The organism is Ruegeria atlantica (assembly GCF_947495585.1).
GTDB classification, from domain to species: domain Bacteria; phylum Pseudomonadota; class Alphaproteobacteria; order Rhodobacterales; family Rhodobacteraceae; genus Ruegeria; species Ruegeria atlantica_G.
Genome location: NZ_CANLZK010000016.1, coordinates 52,737 through 65,116, shown reverse-complemented (window position 1 = coordinate 65,116; position 12,380 = coordinate 52,737). Strand labels below are relative to the sequence as shown.

11 protein-coding genes and 1 tRNA gene are annotated in these 12,380 nt (G+C 52.9%); 6 read left to right on the top strand and 6 right to left on the bottom strand.

Annotated elements, in window-relative coordinates:
* Entirely contained in the window at positions 1–1,356 is a 1,356-nt protein-coding gene (locus tag QMP16_RS20625; protein ID WP_170356607.1) for a selenium-binding family protein, read from the bottom strand.
* Positions 1,357–1,426: 70 nt separating this feature from the next.
* Here QMP16_RS20625 and QMP16_RS20620 point away from each other — a divergent pair, with 70 nt between their 5' ends.
* Entirely contained in the window at positions 1,427–2,188 is a 762-nt protein-coding gene (locus tag QMP16_RS20620) for an IclR family transcriptional regulator (RefSeq protein WP_282153906.1), read from the top strand.
* Between the two features lie 96 nt (positions 2,189–2,284).
* Positions 2,285–2,638: a putative quinol monooxygenase gene (locus tag QMP16_RS20615; protein WP_282153905.1), complete on the top strand. Its 354-nt coding sequence runs from the start codon at positions 2,285–2,287 to the stop codon at positions 2,636–2,638.
* 393 nt (positions 2,639–3,031) lie between these two features.
* Here the strand turns inward: QMP16_RS20615 and QMP16_RS20610 are convergent, their stop codons facing one another.
* The 3 genes from QMP16_RS20610 to QMP16_RS20600 are packed head-to-tail and all read right to left on the bottom strand — an operon-like array spanning position 3,032 to position 4,911.
* A complete protein-coding gene (locus tag QMP16_RS20610) occupies positions 3,032–3,568 on the bottom strand; it encodes a hypothetical protein (protein WP_282153904.1) in 537 nt (178 codons plus the stop codon).
* Positions 3,552–4,358, bottom strand: a complete 807-nt coding sequence (locus QMP16_RS20605) for a hypothetical protein (protein ID WP_282153903.1) — start codon at positions 4,356–4,358, stop codon at positions 3,552–3,554. Before QMP16_RS20605 ends, QMP16_RS20610 begins: the two co-directional genes overlap by 17 nt.
* A 37-nt stretch (positions 4,359–4,395) precedes the next feature.
* Positions 4,396–4,911 carry a DUF805 domain-containing protein gene (locus QMP16_RS20600; RefSeq protein WP_282153902.1) on the bottom strand — a complete coding sequence of 172 codons (516 nt, stop codon included), beginning with the start codon at positions 4,909–4,911 and terminating at the stop codon, positions 4,396–4,398.
* 562 nt (positions 4,912–5,473) lie between these two features.
* Here QMP16_RS20600 and QMP16_RS20595 point away from each other — a divergent pair.
* The 4 genes from QMP16_RS20595 to QMP16_RS20580 all read left to right on the top strand — a co-directional run bounded on the left by QMP16_RS20595 (position 5,474) and on the right by QMP16_RS20580 (position 10,213).
* The gene (locus tag QMP16_RS20595) at positions 5,474–5,773 is read left to right on the top strand and encodes a hypothetical protein (protein ID WP_282153901.1); all 300 of its coding nucleotides are present in this window, start codon (positions 5,474–5,476) and stop codon (positions 5,771–5,773) included.
* A gap of 124 nt (positions 5,774–5,897) precedes the next feature.
* A complete protein-coding gene (locus QMP16_RS20590) occupies positions 5,898–7,442 on the top strand; it encodes a ShlB/FhaC/HecB family hemolysin secretion/activation protein (protein ID WP_282153900.1) in 1,545 nt (514 codons plus the stop codon).
* A gap of 922 nt (positions 7,443–8,364) precedes the next feature.
* Entirely contained in the window at positions 8,365–8,661 is a 297-nt protein-coding gene (locus tag QMP16_RS20585) for a hypothetical protein (protein WP_281995601.1), read from the top strand.
* A 427-nt stretch (positions 8,662–9,088) separates the two neighbouring features.
* Positions 9,089–10,213, top strand: a complete 1,125-nt coding sequence (locus tag QMP16_RS20580) for an FRG domain-containing protein (RefSeq protein WP_282153899.1) — start codon at positions 9,089–9,091, stop codon at positions 10,211–10,213.
* A 639-nt stretch (positions 10,214–10,852) separates the two neighbouring features.
* Here QMP16_RS20580 and QMP16_RS20575 read toward each other — a convergent pair.
* Positions 10,853–10,929, bottom strand: a tRNA-Arg gene (locus QMP16_RS20575).
* Between the two features lie 64 nt (positions 10,930–10,993).
* On the bottom strand, positions 10,994–12,376 hold the full coding sequence (locus QMP16_RS20570) for an ATP-binding protein (protein ID WP_282153898.1): 1,383 nt from the start codon (positions 12,374–12,376) through the stop codon (positions 10,994–10,996).
* Positions 12,377–12,380: the final 4 nt, after the last annotated feature.

The window sequence follows — 12,380 nt, the reverse complement described above, 5'->3', positions numbered from 1 at the left end:
TCATAGCCAGATGTCGCTTGTGCAATCACCGCCCGGATACCGGCTCTCGTGACAGCGCGATGGACCATTCGGTTCTTTGCCAAAGTCCACAATGAAATCCTCGTTGATCTTCATACCCCCGTTTTCAGGGTCGCAATCGATCATCACCATAACCCCGCCCTTTTCGCGGATCTCCGGATAGAACTGGTTATCCCAAGTCGAGAACAGCGAGGTCGTGACATAAAGCCTTCGTCCGTCGAGAGAGAGCTGGAACATTTGTGGACCACCCGCGACCTCAACGCCGTTAACGATCGGAGCTTTACCCAAAAGGCCCCCCATAAACACTTGGCCGGTCAGCTTGGGATTATGCGGGTCGGTGATGTCATACTGGCGCATATCTCCATGCAGCCAATTGTTCAGGTACAAGTATTTGTCGTCCATCGAGATCAGGATCGCCGACATAACCCCCGGCAACGGGATCGGCCATTCGGGGTGCATCTCGTTTTCCACGTCGATGATCTTTTCCCACCGCCACTTTTTAGCATCGTCTTGCCACCAATGGATCACATTGGTCGAAAGAGCTGCGCCACAGAACCCATGCGTGCTGTCGGGGTCATGGTGGAACTTGACTTCCAGTGGCAACAGTCCGTCTTCACCCAAATAGAAGCTTTCGACCGGTTCGCGCTTTTCGAAATCCCAAAAATGCAGCTCCCGCCCATATTTCAGATGGCCCACTTCTTCCAGATCGAAGCCTGGCATGAAGGTATTGGGCGCAGCCCATTCGGAACTGACCATCACGTTGTGGCGTGGTTGGTACCAGAAATCGTAGCCAAACTTGATATCGCCCATCGAGGTTTCCCAGCGACCGACGATGTTGAACTCTTTGTCGAGATGCAGATAGCCTCCAGGAGCCTCACCCTTGGCATTTCCAAGGAAGGAAATGATGATTTCCGAGCCCAAACAGTGCACCGTATGCGGGCCCGATAGATCTGCCTTGGCCTTGATTTCGGCCCCGTCGATGATCTTATGCAACCGCGGCGCACGCGGGTCAGTGGCTGTATCAACGATGTGAAGGTTGTTAGAGCGTACGCCCGGCAGGATCAGGTATTTGCGGGACATCGAGCCGTCGTCGTGACAGGACGAACAGGCGTTCCACCCCATGTGGTGAAGCTCGTCCCCAATCCCCGGCATTTCCAGCCTATGGATTACCTGAGAATAGGTCGGGCTGTCCGGATCGACATCCACTGTAGCAAGGTAATCAGGTTTCTGGATCCCTGTCCCAGTGTAGATGGCGATCGTGTAGAGTAGCTTTTCTCGGGGGGCTTTGATGGCTTCTTGCGGACTCTTGAAGCCCGGCCCACAGCATTGTCCATCCATCGAGTGCTCCTCCCTTGATTCCCTAAATTGTATCGTATATCGAAAATTTAGTTATCATAAAGTGAGAAAAATGCATCTCGAACGATTAGCGCTGATTTTGGAAATCGTGGGTCAAAAAGGACGTGCGTCCGTAGCGGATATCTGCGCCCAGTCCGATATACCTAAACCGACGGCCTACAGGCTGGTTCAAGACCTTGTTTTGTCTGGCCTCCTTGAATCACCAACCCGCGGTGAGTTCGCGATTGGGATTAGGCTAAAGCGTATCACGTTGAGCGATCACTCTGATCCCGCTCTTTTGCAAGTGATTGCGCCTGTCCTCTCTGGTGCCGCGAATGACTACGGCGCTGCGTTTTTCTTGTCTCGGCTACGGGGCCATTGGGTTGAGATTATTCATGTGGAGACACCGCAGACGGGCGTGTCTTTTCTTCATCCAGGTATGGGCAAACGACCAATGCATGCGTGCTCTTGCGCCAAGGCAATCGCCGCCGTGTCCCCTGAGCTGCTGTCTCAAGACCGATTGGATGGGCAGCTTAAGCGGTACACAGATCGCACGATTACAGACCCTAAGGATCTGGCTGCGGAACTCGATGTCATTCGAGCAAAAGGGTATGCTGAATGTGTTGAAGAGCTCGAGCGCGGGATCAGTTCTGTCGCAACAACGCTGACTAAGACAGGTGTTGGTGCAACGCTTTCAATCGGCGCTACGGCGTCTCTTCGGGTGTTTACACCTTCGAAGCGAGAAAAGATTGGGCATACACTTACCACAATGTCACACGAACTTGCACGCGCGCTAGGATGGGGTGAAGCAGATAAAGAAAGGATACCCGCTTAGGTTCATGGGTATCGCAGTGCTGTAGGTTAACGCCATTCTGCAGGACAGGTGTGTTTTGCGACCTTCGCCGCTTTTAGGTCAATGAGGGAGACAAATATGGACGATGCAATGTTTGGCGGGTTCTTCGTGATCAACGTAAAGCCCGAGTTTCGGCAGTCCTTTTTGGAGGCCAGCATCTTCCAGGCGCAAAATGTTGTCAGTGAAGAACCCGAAGTTTTCCAGCTTCAAATTATGGTGGATGAGACAAATCCAAATCGTTTCTATTTCTACGAAGTGTTCAGGAACGAAGCTGCAGTTCAGGATTATTGGGACTCTGAAACTTTCAACAACTGGTTAGACACAGTCCATAAGATGCTGGATGGCGAGATTGAACTTGTTGCCAGGATGCGCTCGCTTTTTCCGACGCCAAAAGGTTTCGAAGCGCAAAAAGCAAGCCTGCTACTATGGTAAAATTGACCGACGTTTGAGGCTATCGCCGGTGCGAGAAAATTATGGATTTAGGTGCTGGACCGCGTTGGGCTCGAAGCAGACATTCGCTACACTCGGCATGAGCAACCGTTTTGCGGGACATTGCTGTAATCCGCATTTTTTCTCCAAAGGACCGCAGTCAGCCCAAAGCGGACATTCGTAACAGGACTTTGTAATTTCCGGGACCGGATTTAGGTGCGCTGAAAGCGCTGCATTCCCATCATTGATTTCATTGAAGAAAATCTTAAAATCCTGCCCATAACTCTGTGCGGTGTTTGCGCATAGCTATGCACGATTTTCCCTTAAGTTTACATGCTACAGAGAACCCATCGAACAAACAGGCTCTCAGGCTTTAATACGGTGCCCAATTCCAGTTTACTCCCAATATCCAGCAGACGAGCGCCACGTTTTAGCTTCCGCGTCCCAAACACTGGCCGTAACGCAAGGCGTTGGGTTTATTCCGTCGCAATTGGATCCATGAATATCTGCCACCACAACGCGTTGGCGCCCAAAATCAACGACCGCCCAACGTTGATTGAGCAAGGAATGCACCTCTTCACCAACCCAAAAATGCGACATGCATCCGCCAGTTCCGCAATAAAGAGATGCGGCGCTTGAACACGAGAAACCAGACTCATTCAGAACCCAGTCGCGTCGTAGATCTCCGTCGAGATCAACCCTCTCAACCGCACCCCAGTCTAAGTCAAACTGACCGTTGTTGAACTCCGCGCAGGCCTGTGCCGCCAGATCAACCGTCACCTGCAAACCGGGCGGAAGTTGCGATAAATCAGCCGCGACAGCTGGTGAGTTCCATACTAGACCAGAGACCAGCACAATCCCGGAAACCAAACCTTTCAACTGGCGCACTATTTTGGAAGCCGGTTGGAAGGCTGCATCAATTGCATTGATCATACCTGTAGTCCCCATACTCCAGCCAGTTCGCCGAGCCTTCGCTAAAAATCAGAAACTCGGACCTGTCTTCCCCAAGCAGCGCGACGACAAATCCGGCCGGCGGCTCATAGTTTCCAAAGTAACTGTAGGCCGTCATGGCTCTGATCGACTCGCCGTTGACCGTTACTCGTGCGTCCCACTCTCCCTCCGGATTGTCCAAAATTACGGGTTCGATCACGCGCTCTATCGCTCCGCCACCACAATAGACGATGCCTTCGGGTGCTTCGTAAGAAGCCCCCAGGCTAGGATCTGAATCGCACGCGGAACGAAGGGACCGAATTGCGGCGCTGGAACCATTTAAATCAAAGATTCCATAGCTGACATCTTGATCAATCATGGACAGATTAACCGATGCATTTGCTGCAAGCTGGTCCAGCACAAAATCATAATCCTGCTGATTATTGAAACTGATCTCGACTGGATAGTTGTCGACGATCTGCAAGGCAGTGTTTTCTGCGCCAACCTGAAATGCCCCAACTTCGGTAGTGCCGTTCTTCAAAAAACGAATGGAAAGCCCTTGCTTCTGCACAATGTCTTGGCTGTCCTCGTATCCAGCCGGAGCAAAGCGGATACGGTTACACTGAAGTTCCAGCGTCATGTTTCCGGTTTGAATAAATGCATTGGGATTAGGCCCAGTGTTGAACGACCACTCCGCCGATGCTGAGGTCGCCATTGCCATCATCAACGCTCCAATGGAGATCGTTTTGAACCTCATTTTTTCTCTCCATGGTGTTACGTTTCGTGCAGTCATTCAGCAAAGATTCCAGTCAATTGCCCCGGCAACCAGGTCAGGAAACAAGTTCGCCGTATTCGTTTGCGCCTTCTTCCGAAGGGCGCGTCAGCCACCAGATCATAAGGATGGACAGAACCAATTGAAGAATTGAGACAACAACAATACCGGTTACGCCCAGGACGGCCGCCGGTCCTCGCAATGCATCGGGGTTTTCCGTCCCTTGCTCCAATACCGAAAAGAACGCTACCCCACCCAGCATAACAAAAAGCGTTGTAATGCTGAGCGCCATCGGCAGCAGCAAGTACCAGCCAGGTCGTCCCGTATCATGCAGCCGCCGCCAACCGGCGGCCAGCATAGGTATGATAACGGCCAGTTGGAAAACAGAGGACAGAACCCGAGATCCTTGCCCTGTTTCGGGGTCGGTCCCGAATATGATCGTATCCAGCACAGCTAAAACAGCACTCACGAGAACCACAAACAAGAAGAACCACCAGTATTCTGAGCGCATGGCCCGACCGGAGAACTGGAAGTATTTCGAGAAACACGTCTTAACGGCTTCACCAAATCCCATCTTTCAATCCCTTCATTGTTTCTGTGCGGCCTCAAATCGCTTCGCCGCTCAGGGGAACACACTCGCAGCTCCCACTTACTTTTTTGTTTGAAAGCAGAAGCCAGTCGTACGAGAGCGTAAAGAAGTTTACGCGCGGAAAAAATGTTGATTTTTTAAAAATTAGATTCAAACATGCGAATTCGACACAGCTTTATTTTACCTCCGTTGTTGTCGCTGTCGCCCGATGTGTCGGGCCCTTCCGACTGCTAGAGTGAGTGCTGGCGGTCGGAAGGCACTTTACACTGATTGAGCCTTGGGAGGACGCGATGCCCAGACTTAACGTACTCGCCCTCTCTCCAAAGCTAGCTCTAGCTCTTACCATCGACATCATTCGACCATCACGCGTTATTGGCGACCCTAGTAGTGAACGAAATGTCGTTTCACCGACCAAGCCCCCCGCGGCAAGTTTTAGGAAAGGCAGTCACAGGATCGAGGTATGTTTTATTTGGCTGCCCAGACGCGAGAGCTTCAAACAAGTAGATCCAATTTCACATAATTTTTAGGGAACCAGAGGGAGAAGAAAATGACCAACAAGATGGTGATGATTGCGGGCGCAACTTGTTTCGCACTGCTTGCGGCCTGCGACGATACGAGTACATCAAGCGCGTCCGCCGAACTCACGCCGGCTCAGCAAGCGTGTTTGCGAGATGTAGCCAGCACAACGAACAATTCACAAGTCGTGGTGCTCTCATCCGCGTTTAGCGAGGCGGGAACACAGGTCACAGTCGGCGTTGGCGAGGATCGCGCTCCTTGGAACTGCATTGCTTACAGTGATGGCACGACAGCTGGTATCGAGTTCCTGGGTGACGAAGGAGCATTGTAACCTGTTCGCTGTGTATCTCGAAAGCACCAGTCGTGATCAAACTCGAATATCGGCAAGCTCAGACATTCGAACCTCGTAATAGGATTGGGTTTTAACATTCTCAATCACGCAAAGGTTGTAGAAAATGCCTGTAACCAACTCGGTTGTACTTGCGATTATTTGCACTTTTGTGGCCATTGTTTCGGTTCCAAAATACAGTATTGCACAAACCTGGGACATAGCATCACAGCACTCTGTCAGCGGCGTAACGGTGTATGATGCGGACGAGCTGCTAACTTTTGCCGGTCAGTTGGCCTTTGATCGGTCAGGGCGCATTACAGCGGTGGATGTCGCATCAACGATCACGCAGATCTACCGAGAAGACGGTTACTTCTTGGCTGAGGCCTGGCCCGGCCCCGATGGGCAGAGCATAATTGTTGATGAAGGGCGCATTCAAACCATCGAAATTGAAGGCGTAGATATTCGTACGTTCCAAACCCTAGAGAAGATTTTTCAGCCCCTCACCACCTCCTATCCCATAACGCTGAAACGATTTGAGCGGGCGGTTATGCTAGCCGAGGACATACCTGACTTGGAGTTGTCGACCGAACTTGATTACCCGGATCAGGCTGGTGCTCGGCTGAGAGTATTGGGAGAGCCTCTGCGCAAACAAGCCGGGAGTGCGACACTCGACAACCCTCCGCGTGAGCTTGGAGAAGCGCTCAGCTTCTATGTCGTGCAAGAGTTTTATTCAACGCTGACCGTCGGGGATTTGCTGCGATTTGAGGGATCAGGCAACTACAATTGGGACAAGGACGATGAGCACTCTTTATGGGGCGCTCTTACCTATCGCACGCCGCTGAACAGCAATGGTCTGTACGGTGAGATCTTCTACGGGAACATAAACGCAAAACGTGACCTCTCAGGGGACTTTGCGAGAACAGATATTGACGGCGAGAACTTCACAGTCGCGATGGGTTACCCCGTGATCCGAGATGTGGCCCGTTATGGATATCTTCTGCTGGACTATCGCCTTTCAAAAGCGGATTCAGTCAGTGGTGGCGTACCACTATCCAGTGACGCGAGTGTCGTTGGCCTTACATATCTTTACGGGCAAAACTATCCAAAGGGACAAGCTCTGGAAGCGGGGCTAACCTTATCTTTTGGTGACAATGACAACGACACGACAGACGCGAATTTTGACGACGGGGACTCTTCGTTCTGGCATCTACGAGGCGGCATCGGATACGAAAGCCCACTAACGGGCTTGTCGCCCAACACAGCTTGGCGCACCGAGATTTGGGGGCAGTACACAACAGACCGGCTGCCCTCTGTCGAAGAGTACTTCCTTGGTGATCGTTATGCTTTGCGCGGATATCGTTTTGACGAAGTGGATGGTGATTCCGGGATTTCCGCGATTTTCGAAGTGTCTCATTCCTACTTCCCCAGTTCCCAGAGCATACATCGCTTAACGCCCTTTGCCTTTTTCGACGTGGGTTACATCTCGAACAATGACCCTGCGAGTTTTGAAGTTGACAATGCTACACTGGCATCGACAGGTCTTGGGTTGGACATTGAGTTTAAGCAAAATCTATTCCTGTCCGGATATGTAGGTGTCCCTTTGAGAGACGGTCCGTTGACCGACTCAGGCGATCCTGGCGCGTATCTTGCTCTGACAACAAGTTGGTGAGGATGTTATGAAACTGAACCGAATTGCTGTACTTACCGCAACTTGTCTAATTGCAGAACTGGCCGCTACTCAGGTCTTTGCCGGCGGAAATCACTACGGGTGGTGCCGTGGCGTGGGGAATCCTCACCAGTCAAGCCAAGGATGCGGGCAGGCCGGTGGGCAAGGAACAGGGAATCAAATTACCGGCCCAACTCAGCCGGTAGCAAATCAGTTGCCGCCTAAGGGAACGCAGCAAACGCCCACATCCGTTACTGTTCCAGTCCTTGCGCCGGGCGCGGTTCCGAACGCAATTCCCGGTCAGGTTCCTATCGCGACACCAATAGCGGTTCCCGGTCAGGTTCCCACGCCGGTAGTAGCGCCGACCCTAGCTCCGCCTTTGACTCCAAATGCGACTCCAAACCGGGTTCCGACAGCCGTTCCAAATCAGGTTCCGCCATTGGCTACCGGGCCTACCGCGGTGCCGCCGCAAGTTCCGACTGCAACTCCCAATCAAGTTCCGATAGCTATCCCTGGCCAGGTTCCGCCTCAACCTACCGGCCCAACAGCGGTGCCGCCACTTGTGCCCACCGCGACACCAAACCAAATACCAGTCGCAGTTCCTGGTCAGGTCCCGCCTCAGCCCACCGGTCAAACTGCTGTGCCACCGCTCGTCCCGACTGCAACACCAAACCAGATTCCGGTCGCAGTGCCCGGCCGTGTTCCGCAACCCAGCGGTACTACGGCGACGCCACCGCTTGTCCCAACAGCAACCCCCAATCAGGTTCCCACAGCGGTTCCTGGCCAGGTTCCACAGTTGACACCAAAACCTACGGCAACTCACGTGGCCGTCCCAGGACATCCGAAACCACAAGGCGTCGTGACAATCATGCGTCCAAAGCCGAGGCCGACAACCGGTACTGTCCAACAACCTGGCACAACACAAGTGACCCACCATTTAACCCACCAAAGCAATGCGAAGAAACACGATCACGTCGCAGCAACACCTGGGCGGCATGACCCGCACGACCTGCCGAGGTTCCGCAACGCGGCGGCCAAGGAAGACTGGGAATGCGTTGCCAGCGGATTTGGGCAACGTCGGTATGATGCCGGGCGCGGCGTGTTGCTGAACAGCGGGGCACTACGACACCTTGGAAATGTGGATGCGATGGCTCGTGATGTACCAGCACGGCACCCGAAGCATTCCGGATGCATTATCTCGGTCAAACGAAAGCAGCGCTGAAGCTCGCTGGGTAGGTTTTGCTCAAACAATGAGATTAATCGACCAAAAGTTCGTCAATTGTCATCTGGATATTTGGATTTCGTATTGCCCTTATTCCCTGGCGTTTACGTTGGCCGACGTAGCCCAACAATGCTCTGTACCTAAATTTGCTTCAATTAGGCCAACAATCTAAAGTGCCGCACTTCCAAGAAGAGCCTCCGACCATCTGGGACGGTCAGATCGGGCAAGCGAGACTTTGAACGGCAACTTTGCAAAGTCGGCTTTCCGCGCATTACTTTCGTTAGCGCGGACTGCAGCACCTGGTAACTTTGGGCTCACTGCCGACATTCTCTGCAGTATGGGTAGACGGGTAGTATGAGCCCTTAGCTGCCGTTGATCACACTTCGATCTTTCGCTTGTGCAGCACGTCGCGAACGGTACATTCTGGATGCACAGCTCCAAGTGGAAAATGACAAGGGGTTCTATTTTAAAGGAACGAGATTTGATCGACGGGAAAAGCCTTCAAACCGCGGCTGCTTCGTATTTCGAAACGACGCACCACACATCTGCAAAGAGTTTCTTTGATTCACTGCAGCAAACTGCGTTCCCAGAAAGACGAAAACACGATCTACTCATCTATCGCGGACTTGGTAAGAGCGAATATGACCTTACTCCAAGCTTAGACAGACCAGAAGCGGAACAGTGGTTGTTTTCAGGGTTGGGTATACCGAAACCGATGTTGCTGTTTCTCCGTTTAGGCCAGTTTTATTTGTTAGCGAATGACCAAGGCCTACCCCTTCCGCGGCTGCCGTCCGAAATACATCAAGCTCTTATGGGTACTAGGCACTTCCCAGATAACCAGTTTCCATCACCGGACAAAATAACGAGCTGGCTTGACGATGAATTGTTAGAGCTTTTGGCCATCGCGCAGCACTACGGCTTCAAGACGCCCTTACTAGACTGGTCGCGTTCCCCATTGATTGCAATGAACTTTGCGGTTTCTGGTGCAATTGAGCATATGAAGGGCTTTGTACGAAACAACCCTTCGCCTCCAGGAGACAATAGCATCTACCAGAAGGAGGGAAGGAAGAGATTGGCAGTTTGGGTGCTAAATCACACGGTGTGCGGAACGATCTCAAAGGCTGCAAGAGGCCAAGCAGATTTGCACTACGATGCCCAACACGAACCCTTCGAAATTACCCTCATCAGCCCACCCACGCAGAGCAATGCCAACATCGTCGCACAAAAAGGTTGTTTTACACGCCACCGGCCAATGTTGCCTCATACAAGACCTACCGATGGCCGCTTTATGCCAGAACACTATGATCTCAAGAGTGCAGTATATTCAAACTGCAAGCTTGTCCAAGAAACAGTGATGCGAGATGGGGATCCATTTCCGACAGACGCTTTGTCATGTCATACGCTCGATTACTCCAAAGTGCTTTCTCTGTATCAACTGTTGTTTAGATCGGACGTTCACCCAAGTTCGCTGTTTCCGGGTTTTGCGGGCTGTGCTGAAGAAGTCCAAAGGATTTCCGATAATGCCCTCATTGCGACAAAGAAGTGGGAATAGTGTCCTCAAAATTGGAAACTACATCCTTCAATCATAAATCCATCTGCCACAAAAAGAGAGACTATTGGTGCCGGATCACGGCGTGTGTCTACCGTTAGTGACTACCAGTATCGCACTTGCAGCGAATGGCAGTTTGGTGGCCCTATTACTTTTTGAAGTTTGACAGAAGGGTTCAATCGCAATAGCGGCAAGCTCTCTTTCCCATCACCTTCCTTTGGTGGGCCAGCGGATTTGGGCAAGCCAAACGCCACTAGCCGTCAGGGTGAGGGCGCGGCCCTCCCCCTCGGGCAACCCTTTTAGACAGGGCCGTGTCCTCGGCTTTGCCTGCGGGCCGCACCACCCCTGTCGAATAGCGTTGCCTCGCCCCCTCCCGCGTTCGCCACGTGGCAGATTAGCAGGAACAGGCAGCTTCGCTGTTTGACCTACAAATCAGCTCTGATTTTCCGAAAGGGAAGTCAGAACAAACCAAACTGCCTGCGGGAGCAAAAAAATGGGGGCGGCGCGTTAGTTGATGACGCAAAGGTCAAATTCAAATGATGTTCAACGTTGGGGGCGCCTTCTGATGTCGAACGTTCACTGCATTTCTGGTCCAACTGTGACGGTTGGGTCAGGTTCGTGTGACGTTCAACAAGATACCAATGGCGGACCGAGGAGGATTCGAACCCCCGACCCCTTGATTCGTAGTCAAGTACTCTATCCAGCTGAGCTATCGGTCCGCGTTGGTGAGGCGGTATTTAGACCCGGTGTTCGAGACACGCAAGTCGATTCTTCAAAAAGTTTTCAAAAAGTCCCATCGCCCCGCGGAAGCCTGATTTCAAAGGTTGTCCCCTCGGGCCCGGTATGCGCCAGTATCAGGTCTCCGCCATGCCCACGTACCAGCTCCTGCGAGATGGCAAGCCCCAGCCCAGAGCCTCCCTTTCGCACCCCGCCCTGAAATGGAGTGAACAGGTTCTCACGTGCTTTGGGCGGTAATCCGGGGCCGTTATCCCTGATCTCGACGCACCAGTCGTCTTTATACACGCAGCCGGCGATCGTGATGTTTCCCGGCTTCCCGGATGCCACCAAGGCCTGACGCGCATTGCGCACAAGGTTCATCATGACACGGAATATCTGCTCTGGGTCTGCCCGGGCCACAAGGTCTTTGGGCACGTCGTTCACGATCTCGACGCAGGCATCCGCAACAGCCAGCTGTTCGCTGGCAACAACATCGGAGGCAACATCATGCATGTGCACCATGGTCAGTGTCGGCGCAGGTTCTTCTGCGCGTCCGAAGGCCAGTGTGCTTTCGCATAACGACACCGCACGTGTGATCGAGTTCACCAGCTTGGGCGCCATACGCCGCACCAAGGGATCATCGCTGGTCTCAATCCGGTCGGTAAAGAGCTGTGCCGAAGTCAATATGTTCCGCAAGTCGTGGCTGACCTTGGCCACCGCTCCGCCCAGTTGCGCCAGCCGTTCGCGTTGCTTCAAGGCCTGCGTCAGCTCGGTCTGCAATTGCTGCAATGCTTCCTCGGCCTCGCGAAGTTCGGTCACTTTGGAATTGGGCGAGATGATTCCTCGTGCGTCTTCGGGCGCCTCTGCATAGCGCTGCATATAACCAACAACACTTTTGATCGGTTTCACCAAAACGACGCGCACAGCCAAAAACAAAAAGAACGCGGTGATGATGGAAATTACGAAGGACAGCCCCAGAATGCGCAGGCCATAATCTGTCATCGCCATTCGCAGCGGCATGCTGTCTATGGTGACTTCAATCAGCAGACCTGCCCCTTTGACGGGTTCGCCAATAACGCGGATGACTTCGTTCTCAGTAGTGAACAGTCGCGCCAGCGCGTCGCGGATCAACACCCAGGGCCCTGCGTCGCGCAGATCGTAGGTCTTGGTGATCTGTTCCGGGATGGGCGATGACAGCATAAGCTGGCGCACCTCATCGCGACGCAGCACGACGTTATAGACACCCGCGTTGGCCAGCAATTCGGCCTCAAGGTCTTCGGCCAGCATATCGTCAGCCAGCAGCGCCAAGGACGCGATCTGTGCGCGCTCAAGCCGGTTCAGCAGGAAGTCTTCGCGAAAGCGCGCGATTGAAGGAACAAAGATCAAAATCTCGGCCAACATCACGAAGACCGTCGTCAGGATCAGAAATCGGCCCGACAGCGAATTCAATCTG

What these genes read in the sequence shown, in the direction of transcription:
- QMP16_RS20625 (WP_170356607.1), bottom strand. Translation starts at nt 1,356, where the DNA reads ATGGATGGACAATGCTGTGGGCCGGGCTTCAAGAGTCCGCAAGAAGCC.
- QMP16_RS20620 (WP_282153906.1), top strand. Translation starts at nt 1,427, where the DNA reads ATGCATCTCGAACGATTAGCGCTGATTTTGGAAATCGTGGGTCAAAAA.
- QMP16_RS20615 (WP_282153905.1), top strand. Translation starts at nt 2,285, where the DNA reads ATGGACGATGCAATGTTTGGCGGGTTCTTCGTGATCAACGTAAAGCCC.
- QMP16_RS20610 (WP_282153904.1), bottom strand. Translation starts at nt 3,568, where the DNA reads ATGATCAATGCAATTGATGCAGCCTTCCAACCGGCTTCCAAAATAGTG.
- QMP16_RS20605 (WP_282153903.1), bottom strand. Translation starts at nt 4,358, where the DNA reads ATGACTGCACGAAACGTAACACCATGGAGAGAAAAAATGAGGTTCAAA.
- QMP16_RS20600 (WP_282153902.1), bottom strand. Translation starts at nt 4,911, where the DNA reads ATGGGATTTGGTGAAGCCGTTAAGACGTGTTTCTCGAAATACTTCCAG.
- QMP16_RS20595 (WP_282153901.1), top strand. Translation starts at nt 5,474, where the DNA reads ATGACCAACAAGATGGTGATGATTGCGGGCGCAACTTGTTTCGCACTG.
- QMP16_RS20590 (WP_282153900.1), top strand. Translation starts at nt 5,898, where the DNA reads ATGCCTGTAACCAACTCGGTTGTACTTGCGATTATTTGCACTTTTGTG.
- QMP16_RS20580 (WP_282153899.1), top strand. Translation starts at nt 9,089, where the DNA reads ATGCACAGCTCCAAGTGGAAAATGACAAGGGGTTCTATTTTAAAGGAA.